Genomic DNA, 20523 nt, shown 5'->3' with positions numbered 1-20523 from the left:
TGATGAGGCGCCGATTGTAGGAGCGCGGCGCCCGCGCATTAACGCAGCTGCCGGGAAACGATAGTTGCAGCCGGAGTAACAATCTGTCGCATCCAGTGGAGGAAAATAGCGGCTCCGCTACAGGTTGCTCACAGGAATGGATACCCTACAAAACATGCGGGTGTTTTCGCGTGTCGTCGAGACGGGCAGTTTCACTGCCGCCGCGCAATCGCTGAATTCGACGACGGGTGCGATGTCGCGCGCGGTGTCGGAGCTCGAGGCGCGCCTGCGTACCCGTCTGATGAATCGTTCGACGCGCCGCCTCGCGCTCACGTCGGCCGGCGAAAGCTATCTGCGGCGCTGCCGCCAGATCCTCGCCGACGTCGACCGCGCGGAAGAAGAAGCGAGCTGCGCGCACGAACGGCCGGCCGGCGTGCTGCGCATGCACAGCTTCGCGAGCGTCGGCCATCACTATGTATTGCCCGCACTGACGCGCTATCACGCGCAGTTTCCGGACGTGTCGATCGAGCTGTCGCTGTCGCAGCGCATGCCCGACCTGTTCGACGGGACGAGCGACATGGCCGTCGTGACCGCGTCGTCGCTTCCCGATTCGGAACTCGTGTCGCACCTGCTCGGCTCGACCTTCAGCATCCTGTGCGCGTCGCCCGACTACGTGAAACGCCACGGCGCGCCGACCCGTCCGCAGGATCTCGCCGCGCACGCGTGCCTGACGCTGTGCACGCCGGCGTTCCCGACGCACGAATGGGTGCTCGAAGGGCCCGAGGGCGTCGAGCAGATCCACGTCGCGGGGCCGGTGCAGACCAATACGGCCGAATCGCTCGCGCTCGCGATCCGCGACGGCATCGGGATCGGCATGCTGCCGCTTTACTCGGCGATCGACGCGCTGCGCGACGGCACGCTCGTGCGCGTGCTGCCCGCGCACATCCTGCAGAAGATGAATGTGTACGCGCTGTATCCGTCGCGCCGCTTCGTCGATGCGAAGGTGCGGACGTGGGTCGAGATGCTGCGTGCGCAGGTGCCGGGGATGATCGCGCGCGACGTCGAGATGCTGAACGCGATCGACCGCGAACCGCAGGCCGCCTGAGCGGCCGACGCATATCGGCGTATCGCCGTATCGCCGGCTTCTTCTTTTCAGCCGGCTGCTTCTCTTCACGCGAATTTCGCCAATCACGCCAACGCGACTCGCCGCGCCCACGGTACATCGTCCCCGTGGGCGCGGCGCATCGTCATGACGTTACAGCGCGGGCTTTGCCGCCGCGCCCGATTCCGTTGCCGGCTCGCCGGCAGGGCCGTATGCGGCGTGCGCGGCCTTCTGTTGCGCGAGGCGTTTTTCGTGGAGCCGCTCCTGTGCCGCCAGGATGTCGTCCGGATAGTTGATGGATTCGCCGCGCGCCGGGTTGTAGCCGACCGATTCGAGGTCGATCAGCTCCTGCAGCACTTGCGCGCGCGTGACGGGCGACTTTGCCGACTGGGCGAACGACAGGGCCGGTGCAGCGAGCAGGACGGCAGCGGCGGCGGTAACGACGAGCGATTTCACGAGGTTCTCCTGGGTACGGGGTAGGTGGCCGGCGCGACGCGCGATGCGTGCCCCCGACCTTCGCTGGCAGTCTACGCAGCGCCCGAGCGCGTAAAAACCCCGATTCCAGGCAGGCTGCCTTCCAGATGGAACAACATTGATGCGCCGCCCGCCGCGAACGAACCCGCATGCGAACGCAGGTGCGTGAGCGTCGGGCGGCGATGCATTGCGTCGATCAGAAGCGCGTGCGCATGCCGATCGTGCCGACGATCTGGTTCGCGGTGCTCGATGCGCCGCCCGAGCCGTCGATGAACGCCTGGTAGCCGCGGCCCGATGCGTGCTGATACATCGCTTCCGCGTAGACGTCCGTGCGGCGCGACAGCTTGTAGACGGCCTGCAGGTCGACCTGGTGCCACTTCGGATCGGTGCCGTGCCTGCTGTCGGGGTTCGACACGCTGGCGTCCGTGTACACGTAGGCCGCGCCGAGGCTGACGGCCGGCGTCACCGCATAGCGCACGTTCACGTCGTAGTTGTTGAACGCGACCTGGCCGGTCGAGCCAAACGAGCCCGTGTTGTCGTACTGCGAGCGCGTATAGACGAAGCCGACGGTGGCCGGGCCGAACCCGTAGCTGATGCCGCCGCCGTACGAACGCATGCGGTCCGAGCCGATCGACCAGCCGCCCTGGTTCAGGCTCTTCGCTTCGGCCGCGTCGGTCGCGCCCGGGCTCGCGCTCGTCGAGCCTTTCGTGCCGTTCATCTGCAGGTACGCGCCGGCCAGCTTCAGCGGGCCGTTCGTGTAGCTCGCCGCGACGCTGTATGCACGGTTCGCGCCGAAGCTGGTCGCGTTCGAGAACGCGTACATCGCGCCGACCTTGAAGCCCGCATACGTCTCGCTCGTGTACTTGACCGCGTTGTTGATGCGCAGCGAGTGGTTCAGGTTGTCGTTGTCGAACGGATGCGCGAAGCTCGTGTCGCCGAGGTCGCCGGCCGTGGCGGACAGCGGCGCGACGAAATCGACCATCGTGTCGTACTGGCGGCCGAGCGTCAGCGTGCCATAGCCGCTCTGGCTCAGGCCGACGTACGCGTGGCGGCCGAACAGCTTGCCGTCCTGCCCGAGCCCGCCGTTGTTCACGTTGAAGCCGTTCTCGAGCACGAACAGCGCCTTCAGGCCGCCGCCGAGATCCTCGGTGCCGCGAAACCCGAGGCGGCTGCCGTTGACGGTGCCGCTGTTCAGGCGCCACAGCGACGCGCCGTTGGCGTTGTTGGTGTAGACGATGCCGGCATCGATCAGGCCGTACAGCGTGACCGAGCTCTGTGCGTGAGCGAGCGGGGCGAACAGCGTGGCGGTGCATGCGCCGGCGACGAGGGTTTTTTTCAAGTGAGGCTCCTGCGTGTGGGAGGGGAACAAAAGTTCGGCGCAAGTATAGGAACGCAACCCGCGCGCAAGGCCGCCGGGGGCCGCGAGCGCACCTTTCCGGATCGGGCAAGAGTCGTTCACAAAACTGACACGACGCGCGGTGCGCGCGTGACGGTGGTGGTTTTTGCACGGTCGCACGCGGGCGATATCCCTCCGTCGCGGGCGTGCTGTCGCGTCGTTGCAACATGAGCGGGGCGTGGCGCGGCGGTGGATCGGTGCGACTGGCGCGCGGAGAGTGGCTCGCCTGAGCCTACGCTCACGACCGGCAGCACTCGCGTACAAACGCGGACGCGTGCACACGTCGACGCGCTTCATCCAGGCTCGTCAACCGGATCGCGCGACCTGCCGACTCGAAGCACGCGGCCGTTCTCACGAATTCGCCGCAACGGGAAGGCGATCCCGCGGCGTGAACCGGAACGCATCACGTATCCGCATTGAAGCGGGCGGTGAACTTCGGGCTGTCTCGACCCGCCGGTCTTTGTCTATTCTTCAAACGCATGAGTCGATTCGAAAAATACGTTTGTCTCATGATTGTCGCCGGCCTACGATGCGGACCTGACGACGGCGTGCGTGTTGCGCGCCGTCTTTTTCGATCCCATTCGCGAACCCCATGCGCCCCGATCTCCCGTCCGCTCCCGCATCCCCTTCGCCGGCCGCCAGCCCGTTCGCGCGCATGGCCGTCGTCACGATCCTGACCGGCGCCGGCGCGGGTCTCGGCGGCATGCTGCTCGCGCTGCTGCTGCATGCGATCCAGCACGTCGCGTTCGGCTACAGCATCGCGCACGTGATCGGCACCGAAAGCTTCCTCACCGGCGTGACCGGCGCCGATCCTCTGCGCCGGCTCGCGGTGCTGATCGTCTGCGGGATCGTCGCCGGCGGCGGCTGGTGGGCGCTGTACCGGTATGGCCGGCCGCTCGTCAGCATCCGCCGCGCGGTGCGCGCGGCCGATCCGCGGATGCCGGTCGTCAGCACGACGATTCACGCGCTGCTGCAGATCGTCACCGTCGCGCTCGGCTCGCCGCTCGGCCGCGAAGTCGCTCCGCGCGAGATCGGATCGCTGCTGGCGGGGCAGCTTGCGCATCGTGCGGGGCTCACTCCCGACGATTGCCGGCTGATGGTCGCGTGCGGTGCGGGCGCGGGCCTCGCGGCCGTCTATAACGTGCCGCTCGGCGGCGCGATCTTCGTGCTCGAAGTGCTGCTCGGCACGTTCGAACTGCGTGCGCTGGTCGTGGCGGTCGCGACGTCGGCGATCGCGGCGGCCGTTGCGTGGATCGGCCTCGGCAACGAACACCAGTACACGGTGCCGCCGTTCGTGCTGAGCACGCCGCTGGTGGCATGGTCGATCGTCTGCGGGCCGCTGTTCGGCTTCGCCGCATTTGGTTTCGTGCGGCTCACGACGCGCGCCCGGGCGAACGCGCCGAAGGACGGGCGGCTGCCCGTGCTCGCGCTGCTCAACTTTGCGGTGATCGGCGTGCTCGCGATGCGTTTGCCGCAACTGCTCGGCAACGGCAAGGGCCCGGCGTCGCTGGGTTTCGACGGCACGCTGACGATCGGCCTCGCCGCTGCGCTGCTCGTGCTGAAGGTGCTGATCGAGGCCGGCAGCCTGCGGGCCGGCGCGGAAGGCGGCCTGCTGACGCCGGGCCTCGCGAACGGCGCGCTGCTCGGCGTCGTGCTCGGCGGGCTGTGGAGCCTCGTGTGGCCGGGTGCATCGATCGGTGCCTGCGCGCTCGTCGGTGCAACCGCGTTTCTCGCCGCGTCGATGCAGATGCCGATCACGGCGGTCGTGCTGCTGCTCGAGTTCACCCGCGCGGATCACGACAGCCTCGTGCCGATGCTGTTTGCCGTGGCCGGGTCGCTTGTCGCGTATCGGGTGGCGCAGCGGTGGAGTGAGGGGCGGGCGAAGGCGATGGAGGTGGTCAAGGAGCGTGCGGCGGCGATGCGTTAATGCGCACATGCAGCCAGGAAGCGAACGACGTTTGCGCTTTTGTCGCCAACGGGTCACCGAAAATTGACGATTTGTATCCGTTCCAGGGCAAGCCATTGCCGCGAGGACCCGTGCTGCACGACGAAGCTGTCACGATCAGAAGTGCAAGCGTGGAGCCGCATTAAAGGAACGATATCCGGTCGATCGCTTGCGTCGGAATGCACGCTTGCGACAGCCTTTGCTTCCATGGGGCGGTTGTCCCTCCCGAGTCGTTCACGATAGCCTTTTCCGCTCGTTCAAATGTCGGGCGCGCCATTTCAGGAGCAGGTTGGGTACTCCTGGCAACGGATATCTCGCTGATCACTTATCGCGCGATCGGCACGTACAACAGCATCGTGAAGCCCGAGGATCGTTTGTATGGCTGACGCGTGGAAAAACCTCGAAGCGTTCATTGCGACCGATATCGGCAAGTTGCCAGTCGATCGAATCGAACTGATGCGGGACACAGACCTCTATCACGATCTCGATATGGAGCCGGAGCACATCGATGCGTTCGTCCGGCGATGGGCCATGACGTTTGACGTCGACTTGTCCATGTTCGACATCCACGATTACTACCCGTCGGCGAAGCTCGGCATCGGTTCGTTCCTTGCCACGGTCGTCAGATCGCCGTTCAGCAACAAGGCGCGGGAAATCCTGGGTGGCCGGTCGCTCACACTCGGCATGATGGTCGAGGCGACGGAGCGCGGGCGCTGGGCGGTGTGACGAACGCGATGCACTGATCACGGCTGCGAAGCGGCTCAAGCCCGTCCCGCCACTTGTTCCTGTTTCCCTGTCGGTACCGCCGCGCGATCGCGGCCCCGCGCATGCCAAAGCGCGCCCGCCGGTTCTATGCAAGAATCCGCGCGTTTCCGCGCATCAACCCACAACGACACGCGCGGACGTCCCTATCAGGAAACGAGGAGCTCAAGTTGATCCAGCGCATTTCCCGCTTTTTCACGCAGGTGGTTCACCGCGTGTTGCCCGACCCGTTGATTTTCGCGATCCTGCTGACGATCGTCACGTTCGCGCTCGCGTTCGGCCTCACGCCGAATACGCCTGCCCAACTCACGACGATGTGGGGTTCGGGTTTCTGGAACCTGCTCGCGTTCTCGATGCAGATGGTGATGATTCTCGTCACCGGTCACGCGCTCGCGAGTTCGCCGCCCGTGAAGCGCATGCTCGTCGCGCTCGCGAGCACCGCGCGTACGCCGGGGCAGGGCGTGATGCTCGTCGCGTTCGTCGGCGCGCTCGCGTGCGCGATCAACTGGGGCTTCGGCCTCGTGCTCGGCGCGATGCTCGCGCGCGAAGTGGCGCGTCGCGTGGCCGGCAGCGATTACCGGCTGCTCGTCGCGTCCGCGTACATGGGCTTCCTGAGCTGGCACGGCGGATTGTCGGGTTCGGTCCCGCTCGTCGCGGCGACGAAGGGCAACCCGATGGAAAAGACCATCGGGCTGATTCCCGTGTCGCAGACGATTTTCACCGGTTACAACGCGTTCATCACGATCGGCCTGATCGTGATGCTGCCGTTCCTCGCGCGCCTGATGATGCCGAAGCCGGGCGACGTGGTCAGCGTCGATCCGGCGCTGCTGGCCGAACCGCCGAGCGTCGAGCGCCAGCTCGGGCCCGACGCGACGTTCGCGGAGCGGATGGAGGAGAGCCGTGCGTTGTCGGTGTTCGTCGCGGCGCTGTGTGCGGCGTTCCTCGTGCTGAAGTTCGTGCAGAAGGGCTTCGCACTCGACATCGACACCGTGAACCTCGCGTTCCTCGCGGCCGGCATCCTGCTGCACCGTACGCCGATGGCCTATGCGCGCGCGGTGGCCGGTGCGGCGCGCGGCGCGTCGGGGATCATGATCCAGTTCCCGTTCTACGCGGGCATCCAGGCGCTGATGGATCATTCGGGGCTCGCGGGCGTGATCACGAAGTGGTTCGTCGATATCGCGAACGTGCATACGTTCCCGCTGCTCGCGTTCCTGAGTTCGGCCGTGATCAATTTCGCGGTGCCGTCGGGCGGCGGCCACTGGGTCGTGCAGGGCCCGTTCGTGATGCCGGCGGCTCAGGCGCTCGGTGCCGATCTCGGCAAGGCGGCGATGGCGATCGCGTACGGCGAGGCCTGGACCAACATGGCGCAGCCGTTCTGGGCGCTGCCCGCGCTGGCGATTGCCGGGCTCGGGGTGCGCGACATCATGGGGTACTGCGTGACGACGCTGCTGTTCTCGGGCGTCGTGTTCGTCGCGGGGATGTATCTGTTCTGACGGCGTGAGGCGGGCGGGGCGGAGCCCGTCCCACGCCGGTCTGATTCCGGCCTGCCTTTCAGCCGCGCGACCGCACGTCGGCGCGCTCGTGCCCGTGACGCAACGCGAGGCTCGCGAATGCCGCGACGACGAGCGCGGCCGCCAGCAGCGTCAGCCCGTTCTTTGCATTGCCGGTCGCCTGTTCGATCGCGCCGACGACGGTGGGCCCGACGAAGCCGCCGAGCAACCCGCACGTATTCACGAGCCCGAGCCCACCGGCCAGCGCACTGCCGGCGAGCCGCGACGCCGGAAACGTGAACACGATCGACTGCACGACGAAGAACATCGACGCGGACACGCACACGCAGAGCAGGCCCGCCAACGGTGACGCATGCGCGGCGCCGACCATCCCGGCCGCCATGATCGCGAGCCCCGCGCACAGCATCCGCCGCGAATGCCGCGACTCGCGTGCGAAGCGCGGCAGCGTCCCGGCCCCGAGTGCGGCGGCGAGCCAGGGCAGCGACGTCAGCAATCCGACCGCGACCGGCGACAGACGTCCCGACGCGCCGATGATGCCCGGCAGGAAGAAGATCACCGTGTAGATGGTCAACTGGTGGCAGAAGTACACGAAGATCGCGAGCCAGATCTGCGGGTCGCGCAATGCGGCGCCGAACGCGTGGCCGCCGTGCGCGGCGACGCCCGCGTCCTGTTCGGCGGCCAGCTTGCGCTCGAGCGCGCGGCCGGTTTCCGGGGCGAGCCACGGCGCGGCGCTCGGACGGTCCGGCAATCGAGTCCACACGACGAACGCGAGCAGGATCGCCGGGATGCCTTCGACGACGAACAGCCATTGCCAGCCGTGGAAACCGAGCGTGCCGTCGAGTTCGATCAGCGCACCGGCCAGCGGCCCGCCGACGATATTCGCAATGCACACGCCGAGCAGGAAATAGCCGGTGGCGCGCGCACGTTCCTCTCGGCCGAACCAGTACGTCAGATACAGCATCACGCCGGGAAACAGGCCGGCTTCGGCCACGCCGAGCAGCAGGCGCATCACGTAGAACGAGGTCTCGCCGCGGACGAACGCCATCGCGACCGACAGCGCGCCCCACGTGATCATGATCCGCGTGATCCAGAAGCGTGCGCCGACGCGATGCATGATCAGGTTGCTCGGGATCTCGAAGAGCGCGTAGGTGAGAAAGAACAGCCCCGCGCCGAGCCCGTACGCGGCCGATGAGATGCCGAGATCGACGCCCATCGAATGTTTGGCGAACGCGATGTTGGTGCGGTCGAGAAAGCTGATCACATACGCGGCGATCAGCAGCGGCATGAGTTTGCGGAACAGCAGCCGGTTCAGCGACGCGTTCGCGTCGGTCGCGGCGGACGACAGGGCCTGAGCGTGATGAGTGGACATGCGGACGACTCCGGTAAGGGCGAACCGGCGCGCACGGCAAGCACGGCGCGCCGCGTTCGGCAAATGCCGCTGCGCGGCAGGCAGCGGATGGGCAGTCGACGGAGCCGCGCCGGCGGCGCTCGAACGGAGCGGGGCGATGAAGGGCGTCCTGGCGCCGGCCGGTTCGTGCCGGCGCCTTGTCACTGCGCTTGCGGATTCTGGTGTTGGGGGGGGCGACCCGACGATCAGAAATTCACCGCGTCGCCGCCCTTGAGCGCGAGCATCGCGCGCGCCTCGGCCGGCGTCGCGATCTCGAGCGACAGGCCTTCGAGCACCTGCCGCATTTTCAGGACTTGCGCGGCGCTCGATTCCGCGAGCTTGCCGGGTGCGATCCACAGCGAATCCTCGAGCCCGACGCGCACGTTCGAGCCTTGCGCGGCGCCGATCGTCGCGAGCGGAATCTGGTTGCGGCCCGCGCCGAGGATCGACCACACGTAATCGCTGCCGAACAGGCGGTCGGCCGTGCGGCGCATGTGCATCAGGTCTTCCGGGTGCGCGCCGATCCCGCCGAGCAGGCCGAACACGCTTTGCACGAAGAACGGCGGTTTCGCGAGCCCGCGATCGACGAAGTGCGCGAGGTTGTACAGATGCGAGATGTCGTAGCACTCGAATTCGAACCGCGTGCCGTTCGCGCCGCAGCGCGTGAGGATCGTCTCGATGTCCGCGAACGTGTTCTTGAACACGAGATCGCGGCTTTTCTCGAGATGTTCGCGCTCCCACGGATGCTTCAGCTCGCGGAAGCGCTCGAGCATCGGGTACAGCCCGAAGTTCATCGAGCCCATGTTCAACGACGCGACCTCGGGCTGGAAATGCAGCGCGGGCTGCAGCCGTTCGTCGACCGTCATGTGCGGGCTGCCGCCCGACGTGAGGTTGATCACCGCATCGGTCTGCGCCTTGATGCGCGGCAGGAACTCGGCGAACACGGCCGGATCCTGGGTCGGCTTGCCGTCGGACGGGTTGCGTGCGTGCAGGTGCAGGATCGCCGCGCCGGCCCGTGCGGCCGCGACTGCGGCGGTTTCGATTTCGTGCGGTGTGACAGGCAGGTACGGCGACATCGACGGCGTATGGATCGCGCCGGTCGGCGCACAGGTGATGATGACTTTGCGAGCGTTTGCCACGGATGGATTCCTTTCGATGAACGATGCAGGACGCGTCAGAGCACTTCGACGTTGCCGCAGACGGAGATCGCCTGCCCGGTGATGCCATGCCCGCCCGGCGAGCACAGGAACAGCGCGGTCGCGGCGATCTCGGCCGGATCGGTCATGCGCCGCAGCGAGATCTTCTCGAGATAGCGCTGCTCCATGTCGTCGTAGCCGATGCCGAGCTGCTGCGCGCGCGCCTCGATCACGCGGCGCATCCGCGGGCCGCGCACGATGCCGGGCTGGATCGCGTTCACGCGGATGCCGAGCGGCCCGAGTTCGATCGCGAGGCTCTTGACGAGGCCGACCACCGCCCATTTGGTGGCCGCATACGGCGTGCGGAACGCATAACCGAGCCGGCCGGCGACCGACGACAGTGCAATGATCGCGCCGCCGTGTTTCGACTCGCGCAGCAGCGGCACCGCGCGGCGCGCGAACTGGAATTGCGCGTTCAGGTTGATTGCGACGGTTTGTTCCCACTGCACGGGGTCGATTTCGTCGATGCCGCCGGTCGGGCCGGCGATGCCCGCGTTGTTGACCAGCACGTCGAGGCCGCCGAGGCGGCTCGACACGTCGGCGAACACGCGCTCGACCGCGGCCGGGTCGGATACGTCGGCCAGCGTCGCGCTGATCGCGCCGGCCGCGGCGCGCGGCGGCCGGTCGGCGAGCGCCGCGATCGCGGCTTGCGACGCGTCGCACACGTGCACGCGCGCGCCGCATTCGGCGAACGCGTCGGCGATTTCGAGGCCGATGCCCGACGCGCCGCCCGTCACGAGGACGCGCAGGCCGTCATAGGGTTTCAGCAGGTCGGAAGCTGTCATGCCGGGTTGTCTCCATCGTTGATGTAATGGCGGCCGCTCGCGTGTCGGGCGGCCGTGGCAAGCGGCCGCTACGGTTTCGCGTTCACGGTCCGCGGTGTCTGCTCGGCCCGCAGCGTCTCGGCGAGATCGTGCGCGGCGCCGCCGATGTCGAGCGCGATGCCGGCCCGCACGCCCGCGCCGTCGCGTCGCTCGAGTGCATCGACGATCGCGCGGTGCGCATCCATCGAGCGGCGCATGTGCGGAATGTCGAGCGCGACCATGTTGAGGAACGGGCCGACGCGCATCCACAGGTTCTCGACGATCGCGAGCGTGCTTTCGCTCGCGCCGTGCGCGTAGATCGCACTGTGGAACGCGAAATTGCTTTGCAGGTAGGCGCGCGACCGGCCGGCCTCGACGTGTGCCTGCATCGTCTCGCAGGTCTTGCGCACGACCGCGATCTGCGCGTCGGTCATCCGGGCGCACGCGCGCTCGGCGATGCAGCCTTCGAGGGCGATCCGCACGTCGCGCAGTTCGTCGAGCATGTCGAGCGTCATCGGCGGAACGACGAGCGCGCGATTCGGGCCGTCGACCAGCGCGCGTTCGGCGCGCAGCCGCGTGAGCGCGGCACGCACGGGCATCGTCGACGAGCCGACTGCCTCGGCGACGCTGCGCAGGCTCAGCGCCTGGCCGGGCGCGAAACGGCCGCTCATCAGCGCTTCGCGCAGTTGCTGGTAGACCTTGTCGGCCATCGTTTCCTGTTCGATGGCTTTTAGTGCGGGCGGGACGATACGAGGCGCCAAGGCGGGGTTCTCCTGGGTTTGATCTGCGATCTGTGATCACACTGACGATGTGCGAAGTTTTGTCGATCGAGGCGGCGGAGTCAAGGCGAACGGGATCGGGGAAAACGAGGGGGTGGATGGACGAAGCGGCCGGCGGCGACAGTCGGCAATACTTTTCCGCGTCGGGGTTTGATCCGATCCTCGAGGCGCGGCTGGGGATGGCGGTGGAGTCGAGCATCCAGAGCCGCAGCCATGGTCACTTCAACGAACCGGGCGCGCGGTATCGTACCGATCGCGCAAATTTTTGGAGCCTGTCATGAGGGGAGTCCGGATCGCTGCCGCGTTGGCGTGCATCGCGTTTCAACCGGCGATGGTCGTGGCGAAGGACGCCGCACAAACGGCGCCTGAGGCCGGCTCACGAACTTATCTCCAGAACTTAAAGGACATGGTGCTCGCGGAATGTCTGGCTACCGCATACAAGCAGGCGCCCGGCGCGAGCAAGGACATCAGTAGCAGCGCCAGCGCGTTGCGTGACTGGACCTACTACGACATGGAACGTGCGCCGGATGTCATTCACGCGCTGGTCGCGAAATATCTGGCCCGTGACTATCGAAATCCGGTTGTCGAATCTGAAGTCAGGGATGTGAAGTTCGACTTCCTGAAGTGCATCGATCTGTATCACGGCAAGGAACTGGACGTTGCAGCGAAGCAACTCGTATCGCGCCCGAACCGTACCTACCGGACCGAGCATTCGCCCAAGCCGCAGTAGCGATCGAACGCCGTTGCGCCATGCAACGGCGTGCCGTGTGCCGTTTCGCCGACGCTACTCAAGCGTCCGAATCGAATTGCTGATCCCGCGCGCACAGTCGATCACCGCCGGCGCGAGCTTGCGGCGCGCGTCGTCGAACGTCCAGCGGCTCGTCGGCGCGACCACGTGCACGGCCGCGACCGGCTGCCCCTGGCTGCCGAGCACGGGCGCCGCGATCGACATGTCGCCGATGAACAGTTCTTCCTGGTTGGTCGCGTAGCCTTCCCGCCGCGCGCTGTCGAGCAGCGCGACGAGATCGTCGAGCGCCGTGACCGTGCGCGGCGTATGCGGCGTGCGCGCCATGCCGTCGAGCCGCGCGCGTGCGTCGCCCGGCGGCAACGCGCTCAGAAACGCGCGGCCGCTGCCGGTGCAGTACATCGGGATGCGGCTGCCGATCGGCATGTGGATCGGCACGAACTTGGTCGACACGAAACGCGCGACGTACACCATTTCGTCGTCGTCCGGCTCGGTGAGGTTGGTCGTTTCGCCGGTCAGGTTCGTGAGTTCGGACAGGAACGGATTCGCGACGTCGATCAACGTGTCGGCCGCGAGATAGTTGAAGCCGATCCGCATCACGTGCGGCGTGAGCTGGTAGCGCCGCGTGACCGGATGCTTGCGGATGTAGCCGAGCTTCTCGAGCGTATAGACCATCCGCTGCGCGGAGCTTTTCGTCATCCCCGCCGCGTCGGCGACTTCCGCGAGCGTCATCGTGCGCCGTTTCGCGCTGAACGCGCGCAGCACGTTCAGCCCTTTTTCCAGCGACTGGTTGAACAGCAGATCGTTTGCTTGGTCGGGCGACGTTTCCATGGCGAGGAGCGGAATCGATTCGATATCGCATCATAACGTATCGAATATCGATACGCAAAAATCTATTTGCGATGTTTTTGATTCGTTTTAAGATCAAGCCATCGTCGCAGTGTCGATCAGCGACCGGCCGGCGCCCGGATTATTCGAGAAGGAGTCACCATGGTTCCGTTCATCAAGCGGTTCGGCGCACTGGCCGCCGGTTTCGCCGCCTGTATCGCCCTTTCCACGGCTTCGGCGAGCGCCGTTGCTGCCGAGCCGACGCTGAAGGTCGGCGCGACGGCCACCGGCGTGCCGTTCACGTTTCTCGACGTCAAGAGCAATTCGATCCAGGGGATGATGGTCGACGCGATCACGGCAGCCGGGAAGTCGGCCGGGTTTCGCGTCGACGTGCAGCAGACCGTGTTCTCGGCGCTGATCCCGTCGCTCACCACGCAGAAGATCGACATCATCTCGGCCGCGATGCTGAAGACGCCGGCGCGCCAGCAGGTCGTCGATTTCTCCGACACCGTCTACTCGTTCGGCGAAGGCCTGATCGTGAAGGCCGACGACCCGGGCCGCTATACGTCGATGGACGATTTCAAGGACCAGGTGGTCGGCGCGCAGGTCGGCACGGCGTTCGTCGATGCGCTCAACAAGAAGGGCATCTTCAAGGAAGTCCGGACCTACGATTCGATCGCCGACATCATGCGTGACGTCGCGCTGGGGCGCATCAAGGCCGGCTTCGCCGACCAGCCGATCGTCGCGTACCAGATCGAGCACGGCGTCAATCGCCAGGTGCGGCTCGTGCCCGAATACCAGAGCGTCGTGAAGGGGCAGGTGTGCTTCATCGTGCGCAAGGGTGACACCGCGACACTCGAACAGCTCAACGGCGCGATCCGCAAGATGAAGAGCGACGGCACGCTGCAGCAGATCCTGCAGAAGTGGCACATGAGCTGAGCGTCGGCATTCGATTCCCGACCGGCATCGCCCGCGCGTCGCGGGCATTCCCGGCGGCAGGCCGTCCTGCCGTCGCATAGGAGACCTCATGTTTTTTCAGAATGCGATCGATTTCCTGCCGATCCTGCTGAAGGGCGCGGTGGTCACGATCGAGATCACCGCATGCGCGTTCGTGCTCAGCTCGGTGCTCGGGCTGATCCTGGCGCTGCTGAAGGTGTCGCGCAATCGTGCCGTCTCGACGGCCGGCAGCACGATCGTCAACGTGATCCGCGGGCTGCCGATCATCGTGCAGCTGTTCTACATGTACTTCGTGCTGCCTGATCTCGGCGTGCAACTGTCGGCGTTCCAAGCCGGCGTGCTCGGCCTCGGCATCGCGTATTCGGCGTATCAGGCGGAGAACTTCCGCGCGGGGATCGAGGCGATCGACCACGGCCAGATCGAAGCCGCGCACGCGATCGGCATGCGCGGCCCGATGATCATGCGGCGCGTGGTGCTGCCGCAGGCGTTCCGCATCGCGCTGCCGCCGTACGGCAACACGCTGGTGATGCTGCTGAAGGATTCGTCGGTCGCGTCGACGATCACGGTCGCCGAGATCACGCGCGCCGGCCAGCTGATCGCGTCGTCGACGTTCCAGAACATGAGCGTCTACACGCTCGTCGCGCTGCTGTATCTCGCGCTTGGCCTGCCGCTGATGTTCGGCGTGAACCGGCTCGGCAAGCGGCTCGCACTGAGGAGGGGCGCATGATCCGGATCGATTCCATCCATAAACGGTTTCAGCAGCACGCGGTGCTGAAGGGCGTGAGCCTCGACGTGCAGCAGGGGGAAGTCGTGTGCCTGATCGGGCCGTCCGGTTCCGGCAAGTCGACCGTGCTGCGCTGTATCAACGGCTTCGAGACCTATGACGAAGGGTCGATCACGATCGACGGCGTGAAGGTCGACGCGCATTCGAAGCGGATCCACGAACTGCGGATGCGGGTCGGCATGGTGTTCCAGCGCTTCAACCTGTTCGCGCACCGCACGGCGCTCGAGAACGTGATGGAAGGGCCCGTCCACGTGCGGCGCATGCCGGCCGCGCAGGCGCGCGAGCAGGCCCGCGCGCTGCTCGACAAGGTCGGGCTTTCGCACCGGATGAATGCGTATCCGTCGGAGCTGTCGGGCGGGCAGCAGCAGCGCGTCGCGATCGCACGCGCGCTTGCGATGGAGCCGCAGGCCATCCTGTTCGACGAGCCGACGTCGGCGCTCGACCCCGAACTCGTCGGCGAAGTGCTCGGCGTGATGCGCGGGCTCGCCCGCGACGGGATGACCATGGTGGTCGTCACGCACGAAATGGCATTCGCACGCGAGGTGGCCGATCGTGTGTGCTTCCTGCACGACGGCACGATCTGCGAAAGCGGACCGGCGCGCGACGTGCTCACGCAGCCGACCCATCCCCGCACGCAGGAATTCCTCCGCCGCCTGCTGGCGTCGGACGGCGCCGACCACCCGGATCGAACATGAGCGCAACGAACGCGGCACCCGGACGGCCCGACGCGCAGTGGCCGGATTCGCTGTGGGCGGCAACCGCTGCGCCGGCGCCCGATACGCCCGCGCTCGACGCGTCCGTGTCGTGCGACGTGGCGATCGTCGGCGCGGGTTTCACGGGCTTGTCGACCGCACTTCATCTGGCCGAACGCGGCGTCAACGTCCGTGTGATCGACGGCGCGCAGCCGGGCTGGGGCGCATCGGGCCGCAACGGCGGGCAGGTGATTCCCGGGCTGAAATACGACCCCGACGAACTGGTCCGCCGGTTCGGCGACGAGGCCGGCGAACAGCTTGCCGGCATCGTCGGCGGCGCGGCCGACACGGTGTTCGACCTGATCGCGCGGCACGGAATCGACTGCGATGCGCGTCGCCACGGCTGGATCCAGCCGGCGCCGACCGCCGCGATGCTCGACACGGTCGCGCGCCGTGCGCAGCAATGGGCCGCGCGCGGCGCGCCGGTCGACGTGCTTGGCCGCGACGAAGTCGCGCGTCGACTCGGCACGCATGCCTACGCGGGCGGCTGGATCGATCGCCGCGCGGGCAGCGTGCAGCCGCTCAGCTATACGCACGGCCTCGTGCGCGCGGCGCAGGCGAGCGGGGCGGTCGTGCATGGGTCGACCCGCGCCGTCGGGCTGACGCGCGCCGACGGCCGCTGGCAGGTTGCGACGGCCAGCGGCGCGACGGTGTCGGCGGACCGCGTGGTGATCGCGACCAACGGCTATACCGACGGGTTGTGGCCCGGCTTGCGCCAGTCGGTGATCGCCGCGAACAGTTTCATCGTCGCGACGGAACCGCTCGCGCCGGAGCTTGGCCGCGACATCCTCGCTGGCGGCGAGGTTGCATCGGATGCACGGCGCCTGCTGCTGTACTTCCGGCGCGATGCGGCCGGGCGCCTGCTGATGGGCGGCCGCGGCCCGTTCGCCGACCCGCGCGCGCCGAGCGACTGGCGCCACCTCGAACGCGCGACGACGCTGCTGTATCCGCAACTGAAGGGCGTCCGGTTCGAATACCGCTGGGCGGGGCGCGTCGCGATCACCGCGGATTTCCTGCCGCACGTGCACGAGCCCGCGCCGGGCGTGACGATCGCGCTCGGCTACAACGGCCGCGGCATCGCGATGGCGACGACGCTCGGCAAGCACCTGGCCGCGCATCTGTCGGGCGATGCGCAACTGCCGCTGCCGTTCCGGGTCACGCCGATCCGCCCGATCCCGTTGCACGGGTTGCAGCGCTTCTATATCGCGGCCGGAGTCGCGTGGTATCGGTTGCTCGACAGCCTGTCCTGACGCCGGCGCGAGGGCAGGTCGCCAGCCGCCGTCGGATCGGGCAGAATCGGCCTGCCCAGTCTCCACCGACGGATGCCGCATGACCGACCCGAACGAACCGTCCGCCCGCCGCGTGTACGCGAGCTTCGCGCAACGCTACGCGGACATCGCGCCGACCAAGGCGCACAACGCGCTGTACGAACGGCCGGCCGCGATGGCGCTGCTGGGCGACGTCGACGGCCTGACGGTGCTCGACGCCGGCTGCGGGCCCGGCATCTGCAGCGAGCACCTCGCGCGCCACGGTGCGACCGTGCACGCGTTCGACATCACGCCCGAGATGGTTGCGCTCGCGAAGGCGCGTTGCGCGGGGCTCGCAGTCGACGTCGCGGAAGGCGATCTCGCGGCGCCGCTCGACTGGCTGCCCGACCACGCTTTCGACAAGATCCTGTGCTCGCTCGCGTTTGACTACGTGCGCGATCTGACGCCGACGCTGCGCGAATTCAGACGCGTCGCGCGGCCGGGCGCGACGCTGGTGTTCTCGATGGCGCATCCGATGCGCGACTGGATGGACGAGCGCACGCGCGGGGACGGCACGTACTTCGATACGAGCCGTTTCGGCTTCCATTGGTCGGGCTTCGGCGAACCGAAACCCTACGTCGAGGCCTGGCGCCGGCCGCTCGCCGACATCCTGAATGCGCTCGCCGACGCCGGCTGGCATCTCGACCGTTTCGTCGAACCGACACCGCTACCCGAGATGAAAGCCGTATCGGAGCGGCTCCATGCGGAACTGTCGCTGGCGCCGGCCTTCCTGTGCATCCGTGCGCGCCGCTGACGAACACGGCGCGCACGGCAACCGATAGCCGGCCCCTCAGCGCGCCGGCTCGTCGTTCAGCGTGCCCAGAAACGCTTCGATATCCTTGATGTCCTGCGCCGTCATCGCGGGCTTGTCGCCCGGCTTGCGATCGAACGGCGCATCGGTCACGTCGACGTTCGCGCGGTATTTCGGCGGAATGTCGTCGTACTCGTCGACCTTGCCGTCCGCGCCGCGCGAATAGAACTTCTGCGGCGAGATGCTGCGCTCGTTGTAGAACGCCATCACCTGGTCGAGCGTGTGGAACACGCCGTTGTGGAAGAACACATGGCGCGTCGCCGCGTTGCGCAGCGTCGGCGTGAGAAACATCCCGCAATACTGCGTCTGGTCCTTCAAGTCGTCGCGGAACGGCCCGCATACGCCGAGATCGTAGAACGCCGGGTTGCGGTTCTGCGCGAGTTGCCGGTTGCGCGGCGCACCGAGCGCCTCGTACTGGTAATCGGTAAACATCGGCGGCAACCCGTCCTTGCCGGGCTTCGACAGGTGGCAGCCCGCGCAATTCGCCTTGTCCGGGTCGTTGAACAGGCGCAGCCCGCGCAGTTCGGCCTGCGAGAGACGCGCGCGGCCTTCGAGCCAGCGATCGTACTTGCTGTTGTACGGGTGGAACGACGGATCCTCCACCTGATAGCGCGCGATCGCGAACATCGCTTCCGACACCGCGAGCTGCGGGCTGTCGAACACGCGCGCGCCGAACAGTTTCTCGAACTGCGCGCGGTGCGACGACTGCGCGAGCTTGCGCGCGACATCGTCGACGCTCGCGTTCGCCATCTCGACCGGATTCAGCAGCGGGCCGAACGCCTGCTGCTGCAGCGTATCGGCGCGGCCGTCCCAGAACATCCCGCCCTGCGGCACGAGTTGCGGCGCGGCCGACGTGCCGGCCACCTTCTGCGCCTTCACCACGCCGGCGGCCGAAGCGGCCTGCTGCGCGACGCTCGGTGCGGCGTCGTTTTCACCGGCGTCGGGGCCGATGCTGAAGTTCGGCTGGCGGTACAGGTACATCAATGACGGCGGCGGGCGATACCCCTGCTGCGTCATCGCGAGGCCGCCCGGCTGCACGTCGAGCGCGTTCGGCGGGCCGTACGCGTGATCGGGGCTGTGGCACGACGCGCACGACTGCTTGCCCGACGCGGACAGCGACGGATCGGCGAACAACGCGCGCCCAAGCCGCGCGACCGCCGACAGCGGCTGCGCGGCGGGCCGCTGCAGCACGACCGGATGCGGGTTCGCACCCGTCCAGTCGGCGACGACGGTGCCGATCGCCGCCGGTACCTGCGCGGGAAACGCGATCGCGAACGCGCCGTAGCCGAGCACGGCGGCGCCGATCACGAACGCCGCGCGGCGCAGCAGGCGGGAAGGGGCGCGCGGCGCGGTGGTGCCGGAGGCGTCGGGAGACGGGAACGCGGGGCGAGCTGTCATGCTGTCGGTCGGAAATCGGGCGCCGCACGAAGCGGCGCGTTGAACGGAACAAACGGAAACGGCCGGCGCGTGAGGCGCCGGCCATGCGGTCATGCAATACCGGTCAGATTGCCGGTGCCGCGCTCAATGCGGTGCCGAGCGTCGGGTCGAGGTACAGCGGCGTCGTGTTCGGCTTCGACGTGAAGTCGAACAGCGCGCGCAGGTCGCCGGCCGTCGCATCGAACGAACCGCCGCCGATGCGCTGGCCGCCGAGCCAGTTGTCCTCGATGAAGCGCACGACGGACGACTGGTCGAGCATCGTGTGGTCGACGTAGTTCTGCTTCGCGTACGGCGAGATCACGATCAGCGGAATGCGCACGCCCGGGCCGCAGCGGCCGTTCACGGTCGCGCCGTTCACGCCGGTGGTGCCGCCCGTGCCGCACTTGCCGTTGCCGTTGACCTGGTCGACCGGGTCGGACGACGCGTGCGTCGGCGCCGTGTACACGTGGTCGTACCAGCCGTCCGAGTCGTCATAGGTGACGATCACGGCCGTGTTCTGCCAGTCCGGCTGCTGCTGCAGGAAGTTGACGACCTTCGTCACGAACGCCTGCTCGTCGAGCGGATCCGAATAGCCTGCGTGCGCATCCTGTGCGGCCGGGGCCTTCAGGTAGCTGACCGACGGGAAGTTGCCGGCCTTCACGGCGGCGAAGAAGTCGTCCGTGTCGTACTGGTGGTTCGCGGGTTCGGCGGTCTTGCCGTCGGCCTGGAAGCTCGAGCCGATCGCCGCGACCGAGCTCGGGCGCGTGTGTTGCGGGTTCGCGGTCGACGCGTAGTACTGGAACCAGTTGTGGTGCGGGATGTAGTCGGCCGTCGCGGCGTTCACGGCGGTGGCGACCGTGCTGCGCGCGCAGCCCGTCGTGCCGTTGCCGTTCGTCGTCGACAGGTTGAAGCCGCCCATGAAGCCGCCCCACGTGATCTTCGCGGCGTTCAGCAGGTCGCCGATGTTCTTGCCCGTCATCATCGCCTGGTCGGTCGTGCTCGAACACACGTCGAAGCCCGGGTCGACGTCGTTGATCATCGTGAGGCCGCCCTGGCCGTCATTGATGTAGTAAGACGAGGCTGCGAGCGTCGAAGGCTGCTTCGACGTCTTCACGATCTGCATCCCGTTGGTCTGGCCCGACACGACGTTCAGCGCGCCCGGCGTCGACGGCCCGTAGACCGTCGTGTACGTGTTGTCGCTCATCGCGAAGCGCTGCGCGTAGTTCCACAGTGCGGTCACGGTGTTGCCGTCGAAGTAGCCCATCACCTGGCCCTTCGTGCCGAACGCGCCGGCGCCGCCGGACGAGCCCTTGCCGGTGTATTTCGGGAACAGGTCGGCGAGGCCGTTGTCCTCGGCCTGCTGTTCGGCCGTGTACGCGTGGTTCTGGTCGGCGGTCGCGGCCTGCGTGCGGTCGAGGCGGAACGGGTTCGCCGCGTCGGTACCGTTGGCCGTGTTCGTGAAGTTCGGGTTCGCGGTCAGCAGCGTGCCCGTCAGGCCGTTCGGCGTCGGCGTGCCGGCTTTCGCGGTGAACGCCGGTTCGCCCGACGGGTTCGTCGCGTTCGGGTAGGTGCCGAAGTAGTGGTCGAAC

General features: G+C 67.4%; 20 protein-coding genes and 1 pseudogene. 12 read left to right on the top strand and 9 right to left on the bottom strand.

Going from position 1 to position 20523, the window contains the following annotated elements; all coding sequences use genetic code 11:
- The first annotated feature begins 136 nt into the window (after nt 1-136).
- The gene (locus tag FOZ70_RS35180) at nt 137-1084 is read left to right on the top strand and encodes a LysR family transcriptional regulator (RefSeq protein WP_059814206.1); all 948 of its coding nucleotides are present in this window, start codon (nt 137-139) and stop codon (nt 1082-1084) included.
- A 150-nt stretch (nt 1085-1234) separates the two neighbouring features.
- Here the strand turns inward: FOZ70_RS35180 and FOZ70_RS35175 are convergent, their stop codons facing one another.
- On the bottom strand, nt 1235-1537 hold the full coding sequence (locus FOZ70_RS35175) for a DUF4148 domain-containing protein (RefSeq protein ID WP_021159193.1): 303 nt from the start codon (nt 1535-1537) through the stop codon (nt 1235-1237).
- A 214-nt stretch (nt 1538-1751) separates the two neighbouring features.
- Complete coding sequence (locus FOZ70_RS35170) at nt 1752-2894, bottom strand: porin (protein WP_021159191.1); 1143 nt, start codon at nt 2892-2894, stop codon at nt 1752-1754.
- A gap of 649 nt (nt 2895-3543) precedes the next feature.
- On the opposite strand from FOZ70_RS35170, the gene FOZ70_RS35165 reads away from it, so the two are divergent.
- The 4 genes and pseudogenes from FOZ70_RS35165 to FOZ70_RS35155 all read left to right on the top strand — a co-directional run bounded on the left by FOZ70_RS35165 (nt 3544) and on the right by FOZ70_RS35155 (nt 7151).
- Complete coding sequence (locus FOZ70_RS35165) at nt 3544-4878, top strand: chloride channel protein (protein WP_219707747.1); 1335 nt, start codon at nt 3544-3546, stop codon at nt 4876-4878.
- A gap of 275 nt (nt 4879-5153) precedes the next feature.
- Nucleotides 5154-5282 (top strand): annotated as a pseudogene (locus FOZ70_RS38570) (STM2901 family protein); the annotation flags it as partial.
- Nucleotides 5275-5622 carry a DUF1493 family protein gene (locus FOZ70_RS35160; RefSeq protein WP_219707746.1) on the top strand — a complete coding sequence of 116 codons (348 nt, stop codon included), beginning with the start codon at nt 5275-5277 and terminating at the stop codon, nt 5620-5622. The pseudogene FOZ70_RS38570 and the gene FOZ70_RS35160, both read left to right, overlap by 8 nt.
- A gap of 206 nt (nt 5623-5828) precedes the next feature.
- Nucleotides 5829-7151, top strand: coding sequence for a TIGR00366 family protein (locus FOZ70_RS35155; protein WP_027791531.1), 1323 nt, complete (start codon nt 5829-5831; stop codon nt 7149-7151).
- Nucleotides 7152-7209: 58 nt separating this feature from the next.
- Here the strand turns inward: FOZ70_RS35155 and FOZ70_RS35150 are convergent, their stop codons facing one another.
- From FOZ70_RS35150 to FOZ70_RS35135, 4 genes are all read right to left on the bottom strand, one after another.
- Nucleotides 7210-8538, bottom strand: a complete 1329-nt coding sequence (locus FOZ70_RS35150) for an MFS transporter (RefSeq protein WP_059591186.1) — start codon at nt 8536-8538, stop codon at nt 7210-7212.
- Between the two features lie 224 nt (nt 8539-8762).
- Complete coding sequence (locus tag FOZ70_RS35145; RefSeq protein WP_219707745.1) at nt 8763-9695, bottom strand: 3-keto-5-aminohexanoate cleavage protein; 933 nt, start codon at nt 9693-9695, stop codon at nt 8763-8765.
- Nucleotides 9696-9730: 35 nt separating this feature from the next.
- Complete coding sequence (locus FOZ70_RS35140) at nt 9731-10537, bottom strand: SDR family oxidoreductase (RefSeq protein WP_219707744.1); 807 nt, start codon at nt 10535-10537, stop codon at nt 9731-9733.
- A gap of 68 nt (nt 10538-10605) precedes the next feature.
- Nucleotides 10606-11316, bottom strand: a complete 711-nt coding sequence (locus FOZ70_RS35135; RefSeq protein ID WP_060220492.1) for a GntR family transcriptional regulator — start codon at nt 11314-11316, stop codon at nt 10606-10608.
- Nucleotides 11317-11432: 116 nt separating this feature from the next.
- On the opposite strand from FOZ70_RS35135, the gene FOZ70_RS38340 reads away from it, so the two are divergent.
- Complete coding sequence (locus FOZ70_RS38340) at nt 11433-11615, top strand: hypothetical protein (protein ID WP_059552290.1); 183 nt, start codon at nt 11433-11435, stop codon at nt 11613-11615.
- Complete coding sequence (locus FOZ70_RS35125) at nt 11612-12064, top strand: type VI secretion system amidase immunity protein Tai4 (RefSeq protein ID WP_219707743.1); 453 nt, start codon at nt 11612-11614, stop codon at nt 12062-12064. Before FOZ70_RS38340 ends, FOZ70_RS35125 begins: the two co-directional genes overlap by 4 nt.
- Nucleotides 12065-12118: 54 nt before the next feature.
- Here FOZ70_RS35125 and FOZ70_RS35120 read toward each other — a convergent pair whose 3' ends face one another.
- Nucleotides 12119-12910 (bottom strand): IclR family transcriptional regulator, encoded by a 792-nt coding sequence (locus FOZ70_RS35120; protein ID WP_048023065.1) that lies wholly within the window; start codon nt 12908-12910, stop codon nt 12119-12121.
- A gap of 159 nt (nt 12911-13069) precedes the next feature.
- Between FOZ70_RS35120 and FOZ70_RS35115 the strand changes: the two genes are divergently transcribed.
- The 5 genes from FOZ70_RS35115 (at nt 13070) to FOZ70_RS35095 (ending at nt 17461) form a co-directional block, all read left to right on the top strand.
- A complete protein-coding gene (locus tag FOZ70_RS35115; RefSeq protein WP_021159180.1) occupies nt 13070-13846 on the top strand; it encodes an ABC transporter substrate-binding protein in 777 nt (258 codons plus the stop codon).
- Between the two features lie 88 nt (nt 13847-13934).
- Nucleotides 13935-14591 (top strand): amino acid ABC transporter permease, encoded by a 657-nt coding sequence (locus FOZ70_RS35110; RefSeq protein ID WP_059484955.1) that lies wholly within the window; start codon nt 13935-13937, stop codon nt 14589-14591.
- The gene (locus tag FOZ70_RS35105; protein ID WP_059492273.1) at nt 14588-15343 is read left to right on the top strand and encodes an amino acid ABC transporter ATP-binding protein; all 756 of its coding nucleotides are present in this window, start codon (nt 14588-14590) and stop codon (nt 15341-15343) included. The genes FOZ70_RS35110 and FOZ70_RS35105 overlap by 4 nt, the downstream gene beginning before the upstream one ends.
- Complete coding sequence (locus FOZ70_RS35100) at nt 15340-16650, top strand: FAD-binding oxidoreductase (protein ID WP_219707742.1); 1311 nt, start codon at nt 15340-15342, stop codon at nt 16648-16650. The genes FOZ70_RS35105 and FOZ70_RS35100 overlap by 4 nt, the downstream gene beginning before the upstream one ends.
- Before the next feature lie 79 nt (nt 16651-16729).
- A complete protein-coding gene (locus FOZ70_RS35095; RefSeq protein ID WP_021159178.1) occupies nt 16730-17461 on the top strand; it encodes a class I SAM-dependent methyltransferase in 732 nt (243 codons plus the stop codon).
- Between the two features lie 36 nt (nt 17462-17497).
- Here the strand turns inward: FOZ70_RS35095 and FOZ70_RS35090 are convergent, their stop codons facing one another.
- Together FOZ70_RS35090 and FOZ70_RS35085 are read right to left on the bottom strand one after the other, a co-directional pair.
- On the bottom strand, nt 17498-18916 hold the full coding sequence (locus tag FOZ70_RS35090; RefSeq protein ID WP_219707741.1) for a cytochrome c peroxidase: 1419 nt from the start codon (nt 18914-18916) through the stop codon (nt 17498-17500).
- Nucleotides 18917-19019: 103 nt separating this feature from the next.
- A partial coding sequence (locus FOZ70_RS35085) for an alkaline phosphatase family protein (RefSeq protein WP_219707740.1) occupies nt 19020-20523 on the bottom strand: 1504 nt, incomplete at its 5' end.

This window comes from Burkholderia sp. COPS (assembly GCF_019425585.1).
GTDB lineage: Bacteria > Pseudomonadota > Gammaproteobacteria > Burkholderiales > Burkholderiaceae > Burkholderia > Burkholderia cepacia.
The sequence above is the reverse complement of the archived record's forward strand: the minus strand, read 5'-3'. Positions and strand labels throughout refer to the sequence as shown.

Coding starts and splice junctions, on each gene's coding strand:
- FOZ70_RS35105 (WP_059492273.1), top strand. CDS start 14,588: ATGATCCGGATCGATTCCATCCATAAACGGTTTCAGCAGCACGCGGTG.
- FOZ70_RS35110 (WP_059484955.1), top strand. CDS start 13,935: ATGTTTTTTCAGAATGCGATCGATTTCCTGCCGATCCTGCTGAAGGGC.
- FOZ70_RS38340 (WP_059552290.1), top strand. CDS start 11,433: ATGGACGAAGCGGCCGGCGGCGACAGTCGGCAATACTTTTCCGCGTCG.
- FOZ70_RS35160 (WP_219707746.1), top strand. CDS start 5,275: ATGGCTGACGCGTGGAAAAACCTCGAAGCGTTCATTGCGACCGATATC.
- FOZ70_RS35150 (WP_059591186.1), bottom strand. CDS start 8,538: ATGTCCACTCATCACGCTCAGGCCCTGTCGTCCGCCGCGACCGACGCG.
- FOZ70_RS35140 (WP_219707744.1), bottom strand. CDS start 10,537: ATGACAGCTTCCGACCTGCTGAAACCCTATGACGGCCTGCGCGTCCTC.
- FOZ70_RS35090 (WP_219707741.1), bottom strand. CDS start 18,916: ATGACAGCTCGCCCCGCGTTCCCGTCTCCCGACGCCTCCGGCACCACC.
- FOZ70_RS35095 (WP_021159178.1), top strand. CDS start 16,730: ATGACCGACCCGAACGAACCGTCCGCCCGCCGCGTGTACGCGAGCTTC.
- FOZ70_RS35125 (WP_219707743.1), top strand. CDS start 11,612: ATGAGGGGAGTCCGGATCGCTGCCGCGTTGGCGTGCATCGCGTTTCAA.
- FOZ70_RS35100 (WP_219707742.1), top strand. CDS start 15,340: ATGAGCGCAACGAACGCGGCACCCGGACGGCCCGACGCGCAGTGGCCG.
- FOZ70_RS35165 (WP_219707747.1), top strand. CDS start 3,544: ATGCGCCCCGATCTCCCGTCCGCTCCCGCATCCCCTTCGCCGGCCGCC.
- FOZ70_RS35115 (WP_021159180.1), top strand. CDS start 13,070: ATGGTTCCGTTCATCAAGCGGTTCGGCGCACTGGCCGCCGGTTTCGCC.
- FOZ70_RS35180 (WP_059814206.1), top strand. CDS start 137: ATGGATACCCTACAAAACATGCGGGTGTTTTCGCGTGTCGTCGAGACG.
- FOZ70_RS35120 (WP_048023065.1), bottom strand. CDS start 12,910: ATGGAAACGTCGCCCGACCAAGCAAACGATCTGCTGTTCAACCAGTCG.